Here is a 19,466-nt window from a genome sequence, read left to right as displayed (position 1 = left end):
CCGGCCCACTACCGGTTGCCATTGACAAATGTTGGAATCTCGCGCCCTCGGAAGAACTTTAGTTCAGATGCGAGCGTTGACCGGGAGCGGGCAGCCGGAGGAACAAGCCATGGAAATGGACCTTGCGGAGCGCTTTTTTCTTGGGCTCGCATTCATAGGCGCGAGCTGCCTGTGCGCTGTTTTCACTCTGTGGCTGCTTAGCTGAAAGTATGGCCCGGCACCGTGAACCGGCGGGCGCAGTCACAAACCTGTGGCACGCCCATTGCAAAATTAGAGCTAACTGGGATTTCAGTGCTCAGTTTTGAGAAGAAACGCTGCCGGGACGTGTATTTCGAGCCCGGCAGCGTCCTATTTCGGGACTAGGTGGGACAGCCCTCAGAGGAAACCCGCCGGCATCAAGCACTCACGCGGTTGAGAGGGCCGGCTCGAACTACACGAGAGCGGGGCTATGTGCGGCGGCTTTCAGCCGCCGAAGCCTACAGGGTCTGGCAATGAGCGTCGTCCGATATTTTGCAGCTTCCAAGTGTTGCTGCGACGAGAGAAGCCGCCGCCGGTTTTGCTGACTGCCTCTGGTCAGGCTCCTACAACACAAGATCAGATACGCAGATTTTCCGCACTACTCTTGCCACGCTTTCGATCAACCTGGACCTCATAAGAGACTTTCTGCCCCTCAGCCAGCCCGGACAGACCGGCGCGCTCAACAGCGCTTATGTGCACAAAAACATCTTGGCCGCCGTCATCGGGTTGGATGAAACCAAATCCCTTGGTCGCATTGAACCACTTCACAATACCCGTCGCCACGTTCATCTCCTAGTTGAGCAATACCGATAGAGTAAATCAGGCTGGACCATTCCCGCAAGACCGATCCCCATGTTGATTGCTCGGCTCGTCACCGCCGGGTGCCATGTATTGAATGCAAGGCCCGCGGCGGCGCCTCGTTCCCAACGACATTGGCATTGGACCACGTCCGATCGATTGCGGCCAAGCGCTCCCATGCGTCGCGGAAGATGCTAAGGGCGTTGACCTAGTTGCGGGTTCATCGCTCCGTCTGCCCCAAAGCGCGCGCGAGTTCGGCGGGAAGCGGCTTCCTCGCAGGCGGCTCCTGTCGAGAATCATGGGCCGTGGTCACGCAGAAATCGTTCACCGGCTGAAGAGCTTCGGTGACCTGTTTTGCCGCGCTGTCGGCGTTGAGTCGTTTAGCCATGGTGGTCTCCTTGGTTACGCTGCCGCGGCGAGTTCGGTTTCCCGCTCAACGTCAGCTTGGATGTGGCGTTGATCGGGAACGCTCTGGTTCAGGAAGTCGTTGAGCGCGTGCGCGTTCGGCAGTTCGGCGAGATCGCGCATAGCGTCGGCAGCCGCGGCCGTTGCGTTGGTCAGGAGCTGCACGGCGGCGCGCTCGCGCTCCAACTCGTCGAGCTTGCCGGGGTGGACAATGTTGATCGCCCGAGTGCGCGCATCTTCTGCTGTCTCGCCATCCGCGCCGACGAGTTCGGGCGCTTCGAGAAGCGTCTGCAAGTAGAGCAGCGACATGGTCGGAACCATCGCCTTGAGTTCCTTTGCCGACTTCGGCAGGCGATCGCGAACCTGGCCGCGAAGGACCGCGCCGGCGGCATCGGTCTTGTCGATGGGCGGCAATTCGATCTTGGCGCGCTTCTCGTCGATCCGATCATTGAGCCGCGACGCGAACGCTTTGGCGCGGATCACTTTCCACGCGTGCGGTTTAGCCTCGTCGCGAGCTTTCTTGGTCCTGCCTTGCGCGCTCAAATCAGTGTCACCGCGGACTTTCGCAGTGATCGAAATAATATCCTGATGCACTTCAATGAGGCGGTCGAACGCGCTGTGCACCGTTGCGTTGGGGATGCCTGCGGCCTGATCTTTGAGAAGGGAGAAATAGCGATCGTTCATTTTGGTGGTGTCCTGATGTTGGCAATTAGCGCGCGATGTTGATTGTCAACATCAAGCCGCGGCGCTTGCGCGCGGCGCTATGGCGGGTTGGAAACTGGCGAGGAAGGTGGGAACGTGCATGCCCCATCGACCGGCGACCTTCTTGGCGCCGGGCACGCGATCCTGTTCGAGCATGAACCAGGTCGCTTCTTTTGATCGTCCGAGGTACTTGCCGATATCGGCAGCGCCCCAAACAAACTCGTCGGGATTCGCGATCAGTGATGTTTTGGTTTTCACAGCGAGACTCCGCGGAGGCTCGCATGCGGGCACATAGCCGAAAGCGAGCCACAGTGTGGCATCAAGCTCCCGGCAGCATCCCGCTGTCGTAAAGGACCGCTACGGCGTCTCGCCGCTGGTCCCGTAGAGAGTACGTGTGTCCAGTAATGCGCGCTAAAGCTTAATCAAACGTTACCTAGCCAAACTTGCCCTCAGCCGCGGCCAATTCTTCGGAGTCGTCAGCGCGAGGAAATAGATGGCCGTACAGATCGGCCGTGATTGCGATGTTCGAATGACCGAGTCGCTCGCTCACGATCTTAAGCGGTAGTTCTAAGCCCCCGTCGACCTTGCGATTTATGCACCAGCTCGCGAAGAAATGGCGTAGGGCGTGGAGGCCGGTATATTTCGCCGTGACCGTCGGCTTGCCGTCTTCATCGCGGACGGACTTGCCTTCCTTGTCCAAGGCGGGTGCAGTCACGCCCGCGGCGACCATGGTTGGAATCAATCCGCGAGTGATGATGTTGGCGTGTGATTCGACCTTCCCGGAGCCGTTCGGGAACACGAAGTGCTGCGCTCCATCGCCAGCGCGCGGACATTTCAATTTCCATTCCTTCAGCGCCTTTAGGGTAGTGGGCAGAATAGGAACGGAGCGTTCGCCGGCCTCCGATTTAGGGCGGCCGATCTCATTGTAGGCGTCGGCGCGCTGATGCACGTGAAGTTCGCTCTTTTTCAGATCGACGTCTTGCCAACGCAGGCCACGCAGCTCAGAAGCACGCAACCCGCAACGGATCGCCACGAGCAGGAAAGGCCGCCACCGGCCTTCGGCCGCCCCTAGTACGGCTTCGATCTCCGACGGGGTGGGAATGTCGACACCGATTTTCAGCTTGCCTTTGGCCCGGCGTTCGGCTCTGCGGTCCTTGCCGCGCTTCCGGCTCGCCTTGAGGCTACGGACGACGTTCTGACCGACATGGCCGCGCTCTTGGGCATCAGCGAGCATAGAACCGAGCGAGCCCGTTACCCGCTTGACCATGTCGGCGGACCTTGGCGATACCTCGCATTGGCCGGGGGCAGGGGTGCCTTTCCGCAATTTGTCCTGCCAGTCCCGCACCAACCCGATGGTCAGCGTCGAGAGCTTCAAACCGCCGAGGTAGGGATTGATGTGATCGCGCAGGTGCTGCTCGTAGCCGTCCCGGGTCGTGCGTTCGAGATCCGCGCAGGCATCGATCCAGTTCCGGCCGGCTTCCGTTACGGTGGGGCTTTTCGAGGCGGGGACGTGGGTGCCTTTGCCCAGGTCGACCCGAACCTGCGCCTGGAAGGCGTCGGCGTCCTTCTTGCGATCAAACGTCTTGATGACGCGCTTACGTTTGCCGCGGCTGTCCAATTCCGGAATGCTGTATTGCACGACATAGGCTTCGCGGGTCTCGCCGGCTGATGTGGTCCATGCGCGTTTTCTGACTGACATCGGCCCCGCTCCTTTGAGTGGGCTCGATTGTACATGAGGCGCGACAAGAGCGCAACACGATGCCGATTTATCTAATAAAATCAATTAATGATATAAGACTCTGACTCTGTTTGTCTTGGTTCGAATCCAGGTTCCCCAGCCAGTTCCGGGCGATTTACCCAGATCATAACCTGCTCTGAATCAGGCCCGCGCCGCGAGCCTGACGTGCCGTCGGCAGGCCTCCCCGTCGTCGGTGCGGCCTCGGCGCGTTGGCCCGACTTATCGCGTCCGCGATGCGCCGCGCGGCGATGCAAGGCGAAATGACTAGCGGCGCCTCTTCCGGCCCGTCTTGGCGGCACGCTTTTTCGTCGCCCGTCGCTGGCCGCGACCTGCATCTGCCGCGCCCCATGGAATTTTCGCGCTGACGCGCGTCTTGGCGCCAACGAGATTGGGCGTCTGGTTGTATTTGAGGCGACGGAGTTTGGCCGTGACGAGCTCGCTCAGCTCCTGGAACGACGGATTGGCGCTGCGGTCTCGTTGTTCGCGCAGCACCTTCGCCATGCAGAACGTGTAGGCGCCATACGACGTGACGCCGTCACGATATTCATAGGACAGCTCCTGCTCCTGGCAGGCCTCGAGGAGAATCGGCAGATAAGGACCGTGATGCCCGAGCTCGGCGCGCGTCTTGTTGTATGCCTTGTCGGGCTGGGTGCGGAGCGCCATGCTGCGCCCGAGCCGCTGCGTGGCGCCGTTGTCGCCGAGATAGTCGGCGCCGTTCTTGCTCTTGCTCAGACTTTCGTTCAGGGGAGGGAACTCACGCGGCACCCACATGCCTTCGCTTGCCTCCCACCGCAGCGCCCGGTGGCGGATATCGTCGGGCGGCGTCAGGCCGCGGATACGCGGACCACCGTCACGTGTCATGCCGCCGGAATGGCAGCAGTCGAGCATGGCGACGAAATAGCAGTCGTACGGAAGCTGTGAGTAGAGCTGGCTGAACTGGCGGTCGAGAATGGCGTGCTCGGGCGTCCAGTCGAAATCATAGGGAACGAGGCACTCGTCGACGCTATCCGGTGCGCCGCTCGGGCTGTATCTGGGAATCTGGGCGCCATGGCCCGAGTAGAACAGCATGCGCTCGTCGCCGTCGCGGACGCCCTCGAGCAGCCAGTGAAGCCTTTCCATGATGCCCTGCGCCGTCGCCCGCTCATTGAGCACGACGCGTATTTCGTCCGGCTTGAAGCCGCTCTCCTGTAGCACCGAGCTCATGAGGAATACGTCGTTGACGCATCCTTCGAGCCTGTCCGCGGGTTTGGGATAGTCGTTGATGCCGATCAGCAGGGCGCGGCGGGTCGGCCGGGCGTCAATGCGGGCAATCCCCCGCGCGGCGCTGACGATGGAGCGGGACGTCGGCACCGGGACCACGTCGTGCCAGACGGTGGCGACGGTCTCGGGGCGCGACAGGTACCAGGTCGCGTTGTGATTCAGGAGATCGTTGGGGACATCGAACGGTGTCAGCACCTGTTGAAAATTGTCTGCGGCGATCTCGAGCGGATAGGTGAGAACGCGATCTTCCCGGTTGAACAGATGGTACCATTTCCGGCAGGGAAGGTCCTGAATGCGGCCTGCGAAGATGTCGCGCACCGCGGGATTGCCGATCTGCGAACCGAACGTGACGAAGACCTTGTCCCTGATCGCACCGGGATTACGCACGAACGTGTCGTAGCAGATCAGCGAGCCGAGGCTGTGAGCCAGGACAACGTCGTAGTTGCCGCTCTTCAGCTTGTCGAGGACTGCGCCGCGCAGCGCGGCCTGCAGCTGTTCATCCACCGACCACTGGGCGACCATGCCCGCGGTCCATCTGATCAGGGTTGGTACATCTTCGAGGCTGCGTGTGCCCGCGAGCAGATCACCGACCCCGTGGACGGTCGCGCTCGCGAGCAGTTTTGCCAGCGCGATGCCATAGGTGATGAGGTTCGGCGGGCTCTTGTCGAACAGGTCGTCATACGAGAGGAAGTCGATGGCCGGGTTGAGGCTCTGATCGACGGACTGGACCGCGCGTATGATCGCCTCGGACCATGACTTTCGAAACTCGGCGTCGATCTCCGCGTGACCGACGCCGTGGACGCAAAGCAATGACAGGCGGGTGCTCATGAAAGCTGCCTTCTGCTCAATGCAATCTGAAGTAGCCGATGTTCGAGCGCAAACGTCCGGGATGATGTCACGGCGCCACGAGCTTCAAATATGAAGTAGCGCACGAAATCCTCGCGACAGTTTGCCTCACCTTGCGGGAGGCATGACGTGTCGGATCGTCCCGCGCCGCTTCGTCCTCGGGGCAGGCAACCCAAGGAGATCCGTGATGCCTTATGTCGATGGTTTCGTGCTGGCCGTGCCGAAGGACAAGATCGAGGCCTACAAGGTGCTGGCGCGTAAGGCCTGCGCCGTGTGGATGGAACATGGCGCGCTCGATTACGTCGAGTGCATCGGCGACGACGTGCCTTATGGCGAATTGACCTCGTTTCCGCGCGCGGTGATCGCGAAGGAGGACGAGGTCGTGGTGTTCTCCTGGATCGTCTACCGTGACCGGGAGACCCGCGATGCCGTCAACAAGAAGGTGATGGCTGATGAGCGGTTCAAGGGCGCCGACATGCCCTTCGACGGCAAGCGCATGATCTATGGCGGCTTCACGACGCTGTTGCGGGCGAGCGACGTCGTCGGCTGACGGCGTTTTGCAGGGTGGGTTGGCGGCAGCCACCGCCTCTGCGTTCGCGGAAACAGACGGGGGCCGGGTTACGCCAGCGGACCGCGCTTGGCGCAGTCGCAGCGTTAACCCACCCCTGCAGATGGCAATGACGTCCGCCGTTCGGGTTACCGCGTTCGCGCCGGACGACGCCGGATTTGAACGCTGCCCGCGCCGGCGCATTCGCTGCCTCTCCCATGCAGCATTGCGCAAGTCCGTTTCGTCTTGCCGGTGTCCGGCTGGCATGCCATCCTAGATCCACCAGGCATAAACAAACGGAAGCGGGCGCTTAGCCTGCAGCTTCCAAAATAGCTTGGTCGGGGAAACCCTTTGGGAGGTCTGATTTGATGAATTTCAAGCACGTCACCGGGCTGTTTTGCGCAGCCGCGATGTTCCTTACGCTGGGCTCCGGCGCGCAGGCCCAGGACAAGGTCATCAAGATCGGCGTCATCATGCCGATGTCCGGCGGCACCGCCTCGATCGGTGCGCACGCCAAGGCGGCGCTCGAAGTCGCCATGGACATCATCAACAACGCTCATCCTGAGCTTGGCAATCTGCCGCTGGCGAAGAACGCCGGCCTTGCCGGCCTCGGCGGCGCCAAGATCGAGGCTGTGTTCGCCGACAACCAGGGCAACCCGGCGACGGGCCAGAACCAGGCGCTACGCCTGATCACGGAAGAGAAGGTGGCGGCCGTGTTCGGCTCCTACCAGTCCGGCGTCACGCTGACTTCGAGCGCGATCGCCGAGAAATACGGCGTTCCCTTCCTGAACTCGGAATCGGTCGCCGCCAATCTCACCGAGCGCGGCTTCAAATGGTTCTTCCGCACCACGCCGATCGCGACCGATTTCGCCAAGATCTATGTCGACTTCCTCGCCGACATCAAGGCGCAGGGTGCCAAGACCGACGCCGTCGCGGTGGTCCATGACAACACCGAATACGGCACCTCGGTCGCCAACACGATCGCCGGCGCCTTCAAGGAAAAGGGCCAGCCGATCGCGCTCGACATCGCCTATCCCGTCAATGCGACCGATTTGCAGGGCCAGGTGCTGCAGCTCAAGGACAAGAAGCCCGACGTCGTCATCATGATCAGCTACACGTCGGATGCGATCCTGTTCGCCAAGACCATGCAGTCGCTCGACTACAAGCCGGCCGTGCTGCTGGCCGACGATGCCGGCTACTCCGATCCGTCCTTCACCAAGGCGGTAGGCAAGATCTCGCAAGGCGTCTTCAACCGCTCGTCCTGGGTCGTGGGACCGCCGGGCTCGGCGTCCGCCATCATCGCCGACATGTACAAGAAGAAGAGCGGCGAGGAGATGGACGACACGGTCGCCCGGCAGATGCAGGGCTTCTTCGTGCTGGCCGATGCCATCGACCGCGCCGGCTCGACCGAGCCTGCCAAGATCCAGGCCGCGCTGAAGGCGACGGACCTGAAGCCCGAGCAGCTCATGATCGGCTACAAGGGCGTGAAGTTCGACGACAAGGGCCAGAACATCCTGGCTTCCGGCGCCATCATCCAGCTCCAGGATGGCGAGAACTACGTCGCGGTATGGCCGAAGGCCAATGCCGAGAAGGCGCCGGTACTGCCCTACAAGGGCTGGTGAGATTGCCTGAAGGCGGGACCGCGCGTCCCGCCTTTCCCAGAATGTTTTGATCAGAGCAACGCAGCTCATGTCCTTCGTACTCGTGCAGGTGATTGCCGGCGGGCTTCTGCTCGGTGCCGTCTACGCCCTGTTTTCCTCTGGCCTCACGCTGGTGTGGGGCATGATGAACATCGTCAATTTCGCGCATGGCGACTTCGTCATGCTCGGCATGTACGTCGCCTATGTCGTCTATACCCTGATGGGGGGAGGGCCCATCCTCGGCGCCCCACTGGCGACACTGGTGCTCGCGACCGTCGGGGTCGTCGTCTATTTCGCCCTGATCCGCGACATCATGAAGGGGCCGATGCTGGCGCAGATCCTCGGCACGTTCGGGCTCGCGCTGCTGCTGCGCTATTCCGTGTTCTGGTGGTTCGGCGCCAACTTCCTGTCGATGCCGTCGAATATCGTCGGCGGCACCTATGCGTTTGCGGGCCTGCGCATCGAAGCCTCGCGGCTGCTTGCCGGTGTCGTCGCGCTGCTGGTGACATTCGGTCTTCACCTGCTCCTGACGCGCACATCGCTTGGTTCAAAAATGCTGGCGGTGGCGGAGGATCAGACCGCGGCTCAGCTCATGGGCATCAGGCCCGATACGATGCAGGCGATCGCCTGGGCCATCGCGGCCGGCGCCACCGGCCTTGCCGGCGCGCTAATCGCGAACTTCTTCTACATCGTGCCGACGGTCGGCGAGACGCTCGGCATCGTCGCCTTCGTCACGGTATCCCTTGGCGGCTTCGGCAGCGTGCCAGGCGCGCTCGTCGCGGGCCTGTTGATCGGCGTGATCGAGTCGCTCTCCGGCTATCTGATCGGTGCGGTCTACAAGGACATCGTCGTCTATGTCCTGTTCCTGTCCTTCCTCTGGTTCCGGCCGCAAGGCCTGATGGGCAAGCTCTGATGAGAAAGCTGCAATGCGGCGCTTGATCTGGCTCTCGATCGTCGCAGCACTGGCGATTGCCTATCCGTTGCTGCTGTCCTCGCCGTTCCAGCAGCGCCTGGGCGCACTGGTGCTGCTCTATGCCATCGCCGCGTCGGCCTGGAACATCGTCGGCGGCTATGCCGGCCAGGTCTCGGTCGGCCACGTCGTGTTCTTCGGCTGCGGCGCTTATGCCGCGATGGGGAGCTACGCCAAGTTCGGGCTGTCGCCGCTGTTCGGCATCCCCGGCGGGATCGTGCTGGCGGTGGGGCTCGCTGCGATCATCGGCGTGCCGACGCTACGGCTGTCGGGTCACTATTTCAGCATGGCGACGATCGCGGTCGCCGAGACCGTGCGGCTGATCGTCACCAACACCGACTGGCTCGGCGCGGCCGTGGGTCTTTCCGGTCCAACGGTCCCCCGCAACATCTTCGATCTCTCGTTCCTGTCGTCGCTGCCGTACTACTACCTCTTCCTGGTCGTCCTCGTGATCACGCTGTTCATCACCTGGTGGATGACCAACAGCCGCATGGGATTCTATCTGCGCGCGATCAAGGATTCCGAGAGGGCCGCACGTTCCCTGGGCGCACCCGCGAGCCGGACCAAGCTCTACGCCTACATGCTGAGCGCGGCGCTGACGAGCGTTGCCGGCGCGCTCTATGCGATGATGTTCGGCTTCGTCGATCCCGAGTCCGGGCTCGGCATCCTGATCTCGGTCAAAATCCTGATCATGGCGGCGCTGGGCGGGGCGGGGTTGCTGTTCGGTCCGCTGGTGGGAGCCGCGATCCTCGTGCCGCTGGAGGAGATCTCCAACAGCTGGCTTGGCGGCAAGGGGGCCGGCCTCACCTTCGTCCTGTATGGCGCGATCATCGTGCTGATCGCGCGCTTCCAGCCCGGCGGCCTGCTCAGCCTGTTCATGGGACGACGTAAGCCCGGCGCAGATAAGGGAGCCGGCCATGCTCCTTGAGGCGCGCGGGATCACAAAGGCGTTCGGCAGCTTCAAGGCGGTGGACGATGCGTCCGTCACGCTGGAGCAGGGCGATATTCTCGGCCTGATCGGCCCGAACGGCGCCGGCAAATCCACCTTCTTCAATTGCCTCACCGGCGACCTCAAGACCACCTCGGGCCGCGTGCTGTTCGAGGGGACCGACATCACCGACTTCGCGCCGGAGCAGCGCGCCGGGCTCGGGCTTGCGCGCACCTTCCAGGTGCCGCAGACCTTTGAAGGCATGACGGTGCTCGAGAACGTCATGATCGGCGCCTTCCTGCGCACCTCGCATCGCCACGGGGCCGAGACCAGGGCGCGAGCGGTGCTGGAGCGCGTCGGCATGAGCAGGCTTGCGGATGCGCCGGCGCGCTCGCTGGGCACACCCGGCCGCAAGCGGCTGGAGATCGCCCGCGCACTGGCGACCGAGCCGAAGGTGCTGCTGCTCGACGAGGCCATGGCCGGGCTCAACGCCCACGAGGTGAGGCTCGCCATCGATCTCGTGCGCGACATCCACCGTTCCGGCATCACGCTCGTCATCGTCGAGCACATCATGGAAGTGATCATGTCGCTCGCGAGCCGCGTGATGGTGTTTCACCAGGGCAAGGAGATCGCCCGCGGCTCGCCGCGCGAGGTCACCTCGAACCCGGCGGTGATCGAAGCCTATCTCGGCAAACGCGCGGCGAAGGCCGCGGCCGGCCATACGCCGGTCGAGCTGATGGGCGGGCGGGACCTATGAGCGGCGCGCTTCTTCGGATCGAGCACCTCGAGGTGCGCTATGGCGACCTCATAGGTGTCTCCGACGTCTCGCTGGAGGTGCCGGAGGGCAGCGTCGTCGCGCTGCTCGGCTCCAATGGCGGCGGCAAGACCACGACGCTGAACGCGATCGCGGGTCTCATTCCCGTGCATTCCGGATCGATCAGCTTTCGCGGCGAGGACATCGCCGGCCAGAAGGCCTTTGCGATCGTGCGCAAGGGGCTGGCGCTGTCGCCGGAAGGCTGGCGCCTGTTCGTGCAGCAGAGCGTCGAGAACAACCTCATGCTCGGCGCGACGCCGCTGCACGACAAGTCGCGCCAGACCAATTTGCTTGAGCGCGTCTACGAGATCTTCCCGCGGCTGAAGGAACGCCGCAACCAGCGCGCCGGCACCATGTCCGGCGGCGAGCGGCAGATGCTCGCGGTCGGCCGCGCGCTGATGAGCGATCCTAAGCTATTGATGCTGGATGAACCGTCGCTCGGCCTCGCGCCGGCGGTGGTCGAATCCATGTACGAAACCTTCGGCCGCCTGCATCGCGAGGGCCTGACCATCCTGCTCGCCGAGCAGTCGATCGAGCTCGCGCTGGAAGTCTCGGACTTCGCGACCGTGCTCCAGGTCGGCAAGAGCGTGCTGTCCGGCACGGCCGCTGCGCTCGCACAGGACCCGCAGGTGCAGAAGGCCTATCTCGGGGTCGACTGATTGATCTCCGCCTGGAGCAACAGCAACAGGCAACCGGCCAGCCGCGTCTCCATCTCTTTTGATCTAAGCGACAGCGGCCCGGGATCGTTGAGGATCGCGTTCACCAGCGTGCCCAGCACGACCTGAAAGCCGAAGGCGATCGTGCGGGTCTTGGCGGCCTTGCGTCCCTTGTCCATGGCCGGGAGCAGGAGAGGGGTCGCGCGTCCAGTCGTTGCCTTCGCGAGGGCCTTGAACGGCGTCCATTTGTCCGGACGGGTGTCGTCATGCTGAAGCGCGGCGCGCAGCACGCCCTCGTGGTTGCGCATCCAGGCGATGATGCCGCTGACGATGATGTGGCAGAGCTTGTCGAGGTCCGTATCCGGTGACGGCCGCCTGATTTCGCCCAGCCGCTGTTCGCCGTCGCGCGCAGCCAGCGCCATCAGTGCGTTGAAATAGGCCTCCTTGCTCTCGAAGCGGCTGTAGAAGGCGCCGACGGTGGCGCCGACCTCGGTGCAGAGCGCCTCGATGGACAGCTCCGCAAGGCTGCGCGTGCGCAGCATGCCGGCGCCGGCGCGCAGCAGCGCCAGCGTCGTCTCGCGGCTGCGCTTCTGGCGCGACGGGGCAACGCCGGGAAGGTCGAAATCGGGTTCGTCCGAGCTTGGCCGCATCCGTGCTTGCATCCGGCTAAAATCATAATCATAATTCGGATTATAATTTAGACGTGGCCGAGCCGCGGGTCAACCGCAGCCGCCGGGCAACCAGCAGGGAGAAGCAGATGAGCGCAAACAGCGGCACGCCGTTCCGCGGCACCGTCGGCAAGACGGTCGCGGAGTCGAAACCCTGGTGGCCGGAGGCGCCAAGGCCGCCCGAGGGCGCGCCGAACATCCTGGTCGTGCTGTTCGACGACGTCGGCTTCTCCGATTTCGGCTGCTATGGCTCGACAATCAAGACGCCGACCATCGACCGGCTCGCCGCGGAGGGGCTGCGCTACTCCGGATTCCACACCACGGCAATGTGCTCGACGACGCGCGCCGCGCTGCTGACAGGACGCAATCATCACTCGGTCGGCGTCGGCTGCCTTGCCAATTTCGATTCCGGTTATCCCGGCTACCGCGGCAAGATTGCGCGTGAGGCGGGGACGCTGGCCGAGATGCTGCGCATACATGGCTATCGCAACTACATGGTCGGCAAATGGCACGTCACGCCGCTGACCGAGAGCGGCGCCACCGGCCCGTTCGACGGCTGGCCGCTCGGCCGCGGCTTCGACCGCTTCTACGGCTTCCTTGATGCCGAGACCGACCAGTACGCGCCGGAGCTCGTCTCCGACAACACGCATATCGATCCACCGGGCACGTATGCGGACGGCTATCATCTGACCGAGGATCTGATCGACCAATCGATCCGCTTCATCGGCGACCATGTCGCCGACCGTCCTGACGTTCCCTGGCTCACCTGGGTCGCACTTGGCGCCTGCCACGCGCCGCATCAGGCGCCGGCCGATATCATCATGAGCTATGACGCCGAATTCGCGCACGGCTGGGACGTCGAGCGCGAACGGCGTCTGGCACGCCAGAAGGCGTTGGGGCTGGTGCCTGAGGGCACGCGGATGCCGGCGCGCAACGATGGCGTGAAGGCCTGGGAGGAGCACTCGGCCGATGAGCGCCGCGTCTTCACCCGCCTGCAGGCGGCTTTCGCCGGCATGCTTGATCATTCCGATCGGCATCTTGCACGGCTTGTCTCGTTCCTGGAAACGGCCGGCATTCGCGACAACACCGTGATCATCGTGATGTCCGACAACGGCGCGAGCCAGGAGGGCGGGCCGCTCGGCTTCGTCAACGCGATGGGGCCGTTCAACTTCAAGCCGGAGCCGATCGCGGAAAAGCTCGGCCGTATCGACGACATCGGCGGGCCCGACACCCACAGCAATTTCCCGCATGGCTGGGCGATGGCGTCGAACACGCCGCTGCGGCGCTACAAGCAGAACACCCATGGCGGCGGCATCCGCGATCCCTTCGTCATCAACTGGCCTAAGCGGATCGCAGGCAAAGGCGAGCTGCGGCACCAGTTCGTCCACGCCTGCGACCTCACCCCGACGCTGCTGGAGCTGATCGGCGTTGAGGCGCCGAACGAGATCGGTGGCTGCCCGCAGATGCCGCTGGAAGGCGAGAGCTTCGCGCGCTCGATCACGGATGCGTCCGCGTCCTCAAAAAGCTCGCCGCAATATTTCGAGATGTTCGGCCATCGCGGCCTCTGGCAGGGCGGCTGGAAGGCGGTCGCCTTCCATCCCTCGGGCACGCCGTTCGAGAACGACAAATGGGAGCTGTTTCATCTCGACCAGGATTTCTCCGAGACCGACGATCTCGCCGCAAAGGAGCCGGAACGTCTGGCAGCAATGATGGCGACCTGGTGGGCGGAGGCCGCGAGGCACAAGGTGCTGCCGCTCGACGATCGCTTCGGGCCGCGCTTTGCGGAGAACGCCGCACGCTTCCACGGTGCGCGCCACCATTTCGTCTTCCACGCCGGCATGGGCCACGTGCCGACCGATGTCGCGCCTGACGTGCGCAGCCGCAGCTACACGATCGAGGCGCATGTCGAGATCGACGAGGCGGGTGCAAACGGCGTGCTGATCTCGCATGGCGACGCGACGTCGGGCTACAGCCTCTACGTCAGGGACGGTCACCTCGTGCACGACCTCAACATCGGCGGCAGCCACCAGATCGCGCGGTCGGACCGCAAGGTGCCGTCAGGCGCGCGGCGGCTCGGCGTGTATGTCGAGCGGCTCGTGCGCAAGGAGCCGCCGGCCAAGGGGGCGCGCACCGGCGTCACCGAATATACGCTGCTGATCGACGGCGAGCCGGCGGGGTCGCTCCAGACCCAGCTCGGCTTCCACACGCTGATCTCGTGGTCCGGTCTCGACATCGGCCGTGACCGCGGCAGCCCCGTGTCGCATTACGAGGCGCCGTTCGAGTTCGAGGGGCGATTGCTGCGCGTCACCGTCACCATGCACAACGACCAGAAGCTCGACGGCGATGCCGTCGGCAACGCGCAGATGGCGCGACAGTGATAGGGAAGAGGCGGCGCAGCATCCGCGCCGTCATTGCGAGCGCAGCGAAGCAATCCAGACTGCCTCCGCGGAAAGATTGCTGGATTGCTTCGCTACGCTCGCAATGACGAGGTGAGAGAGCGTCCACTCCAACAGGAAACGGGAGCGGTCCTTACTTGATCTTGTCGTAGGCCGCCGCGAAATCGCCCAGCGGCATCGGGATCGCGATCGCCTCCTTGGCCATGTTCTGGAAGGAGACCTTCAGCTGCTTGCCCGACCGCAAGGCGGCGAGCAGGTCCGCCGCGATCGGCGTCGAGGCGTAGCAGCCGCGGTTCTCGCAGGTCTGGATCTGGAGGTCGAATGTCTTGCCCTCGTCGACCTGGAGCTTGGCCCCGACGGGCAGGTTGAGTCCGAGCGGTAATTGCAGCAGCGCCACCGGCGTGCGGGTGTCGGGCGCGATGCGGATGTTGATCAGCACGATGGTCTGGCCGGTTTTGGTCAGCACCGCGTTCTGCTCCATTGCGCATTCGAGCGGCGCGTCGCGGCTGACGCTGGTGCAGCGCACGACCCATCCGGCTTGCTCCGCACCGTCAGCCTGCGGCTGGGTCGGAGCTGGCGCGGGCTGTGCGGCCGGTGCAGGGGAAGCGGCGTTCTTTTTGGCGCTCTGCTGGGCATACGCGCCGCCTGTCGACAGCAGAAGGGCGGCGGCGAGGGCGACAAGTCTGGATTGCATGGACATGGCGAAACCGCGTTGGCGTGAACCGAGGGCCTCGCTGTAGCGTCGCGGAAGCCGCGGTGCAAGCTTACTCGGCGGCCTGCTTGACGGTGCTGTGCTCGGGCGCCTCGTGACCTTTGCCGTCACCCGAACGGCCCCAGCCCGAGAACCAGTTGTTGAGCTCGTCGAGATAGAGATAGACCACCGGGGTGGTGAACAGCGTCAGCGCCTGGCTGACGATCAGGCCGCCGACCATGGCGTAGCCGAGCGGCTGGCGGATCTCGGCGCCGGTGCCGTGGCCGAGCATCAGCGGCACGCCGCCGAGCAGGGCGGCCATCGTCGTCATCATGATCGGCCGGAAGCGCAGCAGCGCGGCCTGACGGATCGATTGCTCCGGCGTCTTGTGCTCGTCGCGCTCGGCCGCGATGGCGAAGTCGACCATCATGATGCCGTTCTTCTTCACGATGCCGATCAGGAGAATGATTCCGATCAATGCAATGAGGCTGAAGTCGAAGCCGGCCGCCATCAGGATCAGGAGCGCGCCGACGCCGGCCGAGGGCAGGGTCGACAGAATCGTAATCGGGTGGATGTAGCTCTCGTAGAGAATGCCGAGGATCAGATAGACCACGACGAGGGCTGCGAGGATCAGCAGCGGCACGGTGCCGAGCGACTGCTGGAACGCCTGCGCGGTGCCCTGGAAGCTCGAATTCAGGGTTGGGGGTGCGCCGAGATCGGCCATCGCCTTCTGCACGGCCTCGGTGGCCTGGCCGAGCGCGACGCCCTGGGCGAGGTTGAAGCTGATCGTGATCGCCGGGAATTGGCCCTGGTGGCTGATCGAGAGCGGGCGGACCGGATCGGTGGTCCAGGTCGCAAAGGTCGACAGCGGCACCTGGTCGCCGGTCAGCGGCGATTTCAGGTAGAGCTTGTTCAGGCTGTCGAGACTGCCCTGCATCTCCGGCAGGATCTCGAGGATCACCTTGTAGGTGTTGAGCTGGGTGAAATACTGCGTGACCTGCCGCTGTCCGAAGGCGTCGTACAGCGTGTCGTCGATCAGCTGCGGCTGGATGCCGTAGCGCGATGCGGTGTCGCGGTTGATCTTGAGCTGGACCGTGGTGCCCTGCGTCTGCTGGTCGGTCGCGACGTCGCGCAGTTGCGGCAGCGTCTGCATTTTGGCGAGGATTTTCGGCGCCCAGTCGTTGAGCTCGGTGAGATCGGCATCCTGTAGCGTGAATTCAAACTGCGTGCGCGTCGGCCGGCCGCCGAGCCGGACGTCCTGGGCCGCTTGCATGTAGAGGCGGGCGCCCGACACCTTCTCGAGCTTAGGACGCAGCCGGGCAATGATCTCCTGCGCCGACGCGTTGCGCTCGTTGCGCGGCTTCAGCGTGATGAACAAATTGCCGTTGTTGCCGGCGCGGCCGCTGCCGCCGATGTTCATCGCGATCGTGGCGACGTCGGGATCGTCCATCACGATCTTGCCGAGCTCGACCTGGCGGCGCTGCATCTCGGCGAAGGAGATGTCCTGGGACGCTTCCGAGGTCGCGGTGATCAGGCCGACGTCCTGCTGCGGGAAGAAGCCCTTCGGGATCAGGATGAACAAATAGATCGACAGGCCGAGCGTGGCGAAGAAGATCAGGAGCGTGGTGCGGCGCCAGGCCAGAGCATGATCGAGAACGTACTCGTAGCCGCGCAGCATGCCGTCGAAGGCGCGTTCGCTCCACTGGTAGAACTTGCCGTGGGTCACCTCGCCATGAGCGCGCAGGAAGCGTGAGGCCATCATCGGCGTCAGCGTCAGCGACACGAACATCGAGACGAAGATGGTCATCGCCAGCACGACGGCGAACTCGCGGAACAGGCGTCCGATGATGCCGCCCATCAGCAGCAGCGGGATCAGCACCGCGACCAGCGAGATGCTGATCGAGACGATGGTGAAGCCGATTTCCTTGGAGCCCTTGAAGGCGGCCGCCATCGGCGATTCGCCTTCCTCGATGTAGCGCGTGATGTTCTCGAGCATCACGATGGCGTCGTCAACGACGAATCCGACCGCGATGGTGAGCGCCATCAGCGATAGATTGTCGAGCGAATAGCCAACCACCCACATCAGGGCGCACGCGCCCAGTAGCGCCAGCGGAACCGTGATGGTGGGAATGACCGTCGCCCAGAAGCTGCGCAGGAAGACGAAGATGACCATGACCACGAGGGCAATGGTCAGCAGCAGCGTGAACTGGACGTCCTCGACCGCGGCGCGGATGGTCGTGGTGCGGTCGCTGATCAACTCGATCTTGATCGCGGGCGGAATCGCCGCGACGAGGCGGGGCAGGGTGGCCTTGATCCGGTCGACGGTCTCGATGACGTTGGCGCCCGGCTGCTTGAACACCACCAGGAACACGCCACGCTTGCCGTTGGCCCAGGCTGCCTGCTTGGCGTCCTCGGCGCCGCTCACCGCCTGTCCGATGTCGCGGATTCGAAGCGGACCGCCATTGCGATAGGCGATGACGACGTCGTTCCAGTCCTTGGACTGGGTGAGCTGGTCGTTGGCGTAGATCGTGTAGGCGCGCTTCGGCCCGTCGATATTGCCCTTGGGGCTGTCGACTGTGGTGATCGCGATCTGGCTGCGCACGTCCTCCAGCGACAGGCCCTTGGCGACGAGTTTCGCCGGGTCGATCTGAATGCGGATGGAGGGCTTCTGCTGGCCGCCGATGAAGACCTGCGCGACGCCCGAGAGCTGGCTGATCTGCTGGGCAAGCTGGGCGTCGACGGCATCGCTGACGGTGGTCAGCGGCAGTGTATCGGATGTTGCCGAGAGCAGCAGGATCGGCGCGTCGGCCGGGTTGACCTTGCGGTAGGTCGGCGGCGAGGGCAGATTCTTCGGCAATTGACCGCTTGCGGCGTTGATGGCGCCCTGCACGTCGTTGGCGGCGCCGTCGATGCTGCGGTTGAGGTCGAACTGGATGGTGATCGAGGCGGTTCCCAGATAGCTCGTCGAGGTCATCTGGGCGATGCCGGGAATCTGGGCGAATTGCCGCTCGAGCGGCTGGGCCACCGACGAGGCCATCGTCTCGGGGCTGCCGCCCGGCAAATTGGCTGTGATCTGGATGGTCGGGAAGTCCACCTGCGGCAGCGGCGCGACCGGCAGCAGGGGATAGGCGACGAGACCGACGAAGAGGATGCCGGCCATCAGCAGCGAGGTGCCGATGGGATAACGGATGAAAGGTGCCGAAATCCCGCCCTCGGTCATTCCTGTCGTACCTTATTCTGGCTCGGATCCGAGCTTGCTACGGCCGTCGAGACGAGGCTTCCGGGCTGGACCTTGAACTGGCCGCCGGTGATCACCTGTTGACCCGGGCTCAAGCCTTCGTCGACCACCGAACGGCCGTCGATGGCGTAGCTGACCTTGATCTTGTGCACTTCCGCCTTGTTGTCCTGATTGACGGTATAGGCGTAGAGGCCGTTGGTCGAATGCTGAACCGCGTCATCCGGAACCACGGTCGCGTCCTTCAGGGTGCGTACCAGAAGGCGCGTCGAAACCGACTGGCCCGGCCACAGCGTGTGTTCCTTGTTGTCGAACACCGCCTTGAGCCGAATAGTCCCGCTGGTCGTGTCGACCTGATTGTTGATGACCGCGAGCTTGCCCTCGGCCAACGTTTTCTTGCCGTCGGTGGTGAACGCGATCACCTTGAGCGCGCCGGCCTTCTGGCCTTCGCTGATATAAGGCAGCTGGTCTTCCGGCGCGGTGAAGATCACCGAGATCGGCTCGACCTGCGAGATCGTCACGATTCCCGTCTGCGTGGAGGCGTTGACGATGTTGCCAACGTCGACCAGGCGCAGCCCGGCCACGCCGGTGAACGGCGCCTTGATCTGGGTGTAGTCGAGCTGGGTCTGGGCGTTGGAGATGGCGGCTTCGTCGGCGGCGATCTGGGCGGTCAGCTGCGCGACGGTGGAACGCTGGGTGTCGACCCGCTGCGCAGTCGCGAACTCGCCAAGCTTCATGGCACGCTGGAGCTCGAGATTGGCGTTGGCCAGATTCGCCTCGTCCTGCGCCTTCTTGGCCTTGGCCTGGTCGAGCGTGGCTTGATAGGGCCGGGGATCGATCGAGACCAGAAGCTCGTCCTGCTTGACCATCTGGCCTTCGCTGAAGGCGATCTTGTCGATCTGGCCGTCAACCCGGCTCCGGACCTGTACGGTGTTGAAGCCCTGAACCGTGCCGAGACCGGTCAGATATACCGGAAAGTCGGCCTTCTGGACCGGCGAAACGCTGACGGGGATGGCGGGCGGACGCGCCGGACCCTTCTGAGCCGTCTGGGTTTTTCCGGCCTCGGGCGAGCCGAATTTCTGCCAGCCATAGTAACCCGCGGAGGCCACGGCCGCGATGATCAGAATCCAGAGGATCGGCCGTGTTTTTTTCAT

At 63.8% G+C, this 19,466-nt stretch carries 17 protein-coding genes; 7 read left to right on the top strand and 10 right to left on the bottom strand.

Going from position 1 to position 19,466, the window contains the following annotated elements; genetic code table 11:
• Positions 1-594 precede the first annotated feature (594 nt).
• The 6 genes from ACVJ5M_RS29770 to ACVJ5M_RS29745 form a co-directional block, all read right to left on the bottom strand.
• Positions 595-801 carry a cold-shock protein gene (locus ACVJ5M_RS29770; protein ID WP_354099506.1) on the bottom strand — a complete coding sequence of 69 codons (207 nt, stop codon included), beginning with the start codon at positions 799-801 and terminating at the stop codon, positions 595-597.
• Between the two features lie 235 nt (positions 802-1,036).
• Entirely contained in the window at positions 1,037-1,204 is a 168-nt protein-coding gene (locus tag ACVJ5M_RS29765) for a hypothetical protein (protein ID WP_354099505.1), read from the bottom strand.
• A gap of 14 nt (positions 1,205-1,218) precedes the next feature.
• Positions 1,219-1,905, bottom strand: coding sequence for a hypothetical protein (locus tag ACVJ5M_RS29760; protein WP_354099504.1), 687 nt, complete (start codon positions 1,903-1,905; stop codon positions 1,219-1,221).
• Positions 1,906-1,956: 51 nt separating this feature from the next.
• Positions 1,957-2,181 (bottom strand): hypothetical protein, encoded by a 225-nt coding sequence (locus tag ACVJ5M_RS29755; RefSeq protein ID WP_354099503.1) that lies wholly within the window; start codon positions 2,179-2,181, stop codon positions 1,957-1,959.
• A gap of 175 nt (positions 2,182-2,356) precedes the next feature.
• On the bottom strand, positions 2,357-3,622 hold the full coding sequence (locus ACVJ5M_RS29750; RefSeq protein ID WP_354099502.1) for a site-specific integrase: 1,266 nt from the start codon (positions 3,620-3,622) through the stop codon (positions 2,357-2,359).
• A gap of 303 nt (positions 3,623-3,925) precedes the next feature.
• Positions 3,926-5,749, bottom strand: coding sequence for a caspase family protein (locus tag ACVJ5M_RS29745; protein ID WP_063983872.1), 1,824 nt, complete (start codon positions 5,747-5,749; stop codon positions 3,926-3,928).
• 205 nt (positions 5,750-5,954) lie between these two features.
• Here ACVJ5M_RS29745 and ACVJ5M_RS29740 point away from each other — a divergent pair, with 205 nt between their 5' ends.
• The 6 genes from ACVJ5M_RS29740 (at position 5,955) to ACVJ5M_RS29715 (ending at position 11,325) form a co-directional block, all read left to right on the top strand.
• Complete coding sequence (locus tag ACVJ5M_RS29740; protein WP_063983871.1) at positions 5,955-6,317, top strand: DUF1428 domain-containing protein; 363 nt, start codon at positions 5,955-5,957, stop codon at positions 6,315-6,317.
• A 365-nt stretch (positions 6,318-6,682) separates the two neighbouring features.
• Positions 6,683-7,936, top strand: a complete 1,254-nt coding sequence (locus ACVJ5M_RS29735; RefSeq protein WP_063983870.1) for an ABC transporter substrate-binding protein — start codon at positions 6,683-6,685, stop codon at positions 7,934-7,936.
• Between the two features lie 67 nt (positions 7,937-8,003).
• Positions 8,004-8,867 carry a branched-chain amino acid ABC transporter permease gene (locus ACVJ5M_RS29730; RefSeq protein ID WP_063983869.1) on the top strand — a complete coding sequence of 288 codons (864 nt, stop codon included), beginning with the start codon at positions 8,004-8,006 and terminating at the stop codon, positions 8,865-8,867.
• A 13-nt stretch (positions 8,868-8,880) separates the two neighbouring features.
• Positions 8,881-9,852 (top strand): branched-chain amino acid ABC transporter permease, encoded by a 972-nt coding sequence (locus tag ACVJ5M_RS29725; protein ID WP_063983868.1) that lies wholly within the window; start codon positions 8,881-8,883, stop codon positions 9,850-9,852.
• Positions 9,842-10,609: an ABC transporter ATP-binding protein gene (locus ACVJ5M_RS29720; RefSeq protein ID WP_063983867.1), complete on the top strand. Its 768-nt coding sequence runs from the start codon at positions 9,842-9,844 to the stop codon at positions 10,607-10,609. The genes ACVJ5M_RS29725 and ACVJ5M_RS29720 overlap by 11 nt, the downstream gene beginning before the upstream one ends.
• Complete coding sequence (locus tag ACVJ5M_RS29715; protein WP_063983866.1) at positions 10,606-11,325, top strand: ABC transporter ATP-binding protein; 720 nt, start codon at positions 10,606-10,608, stop codon at positions 11,323-11,325. The genes ACVJ5M_RS29720 and ACVJ5M_RS29715 overlap by 4 nt, the downstream gene beginning before the upstream one ends.
• Here ACVJ5M_RS29715 and ACVJ5M_RS29710 read toward each other — a convergent pair.
• Entirely contained in the window at positions 11,307-11,972 is a 666-nt protein-coding gene (locus ACVJ5M_RS29710; RefSeq protein ID WP_063983865.1) for a TetR/AcrR family transcriptional regulator, read from the bottom strand. The genes ACVJ5M_RS29715 and ACVJ5M_RS29710 overlap by 19 nt on opposite strands.
• A gap of 107 nt (positions 11,973-12,079) precedes the next feature.
• On the opposite strand from ACVJ5M_RS29710, the gene ACVJ5M_RS29705 reads away from it, so the two are divergent.
• On the top strand, positions 12,080-14,368 hold the full coding sequence (locus tag ACVJ5M_RS29705; RefSeq protein WP_063986439.1) for an arylsulfatase: 2,289 nt from the start codon (positions 12,080-12,082) through the stop codon (positions 14,366-14,368).
• A gap of 151 nt (positions 14,369-14,519) precedes the next feature.
• On the opposite strand, the gene ACVJ5M_RS29700 is transcribed toward ACVJ5M_RS29705, so the two are convergent.
• The 3 genes from ACVJ5M_RS29700 to ACVJ5M_RS29690 form a co-directional block, all read right to left on the bottom strand.
• The gene (locus ACVJ5M_RS29700; RefSeq protein ID WP_354099501.1) at positions 14,520-15,086 is read right to left on the bottom strand and encodes an invasion associated locus B family protein; all 567 of its coding nucleotides are present in this window, start codon (positions 15,084-15,086) and stop codon (positions 14,520-14,522) included.
• 64 nt (positions 15,087-15,150) lie between these two features.
• Complete coding sequence (locus tag ACVJ5M_RS29695; protein WP_063983863.1) at positions 15,151-18,297, bottom strand: multidrug efflux RND transporter permease subunit; 3,147 nt, start codon at positions 18,295-18,297, stop codon at positions 15,151-15,153.
• Positions 18,294-19,466, bottom strand: coding sequence for an efflux RND transporter periplasmic adaptor subunit (locus ACVJ5M_RS29690; RefSeq protein WP_071914957.1), 1,173 nt, complete (start codon positions 19,464-19,466; stop codon positions 18,294-18,296). Before ACVJ5M_RS29690 ends, ACVJ5M_RS29695 begins: the two co-directional genes overlap by 4 nt.

Source organism: Bradyrhizobium sp. S3.7.6, assembly GCF_054061875.1.
Note: the sequence above shows the minus strand (reverse complement) of the source record. Positions and strands in the feature narration are given on the sequence as shown.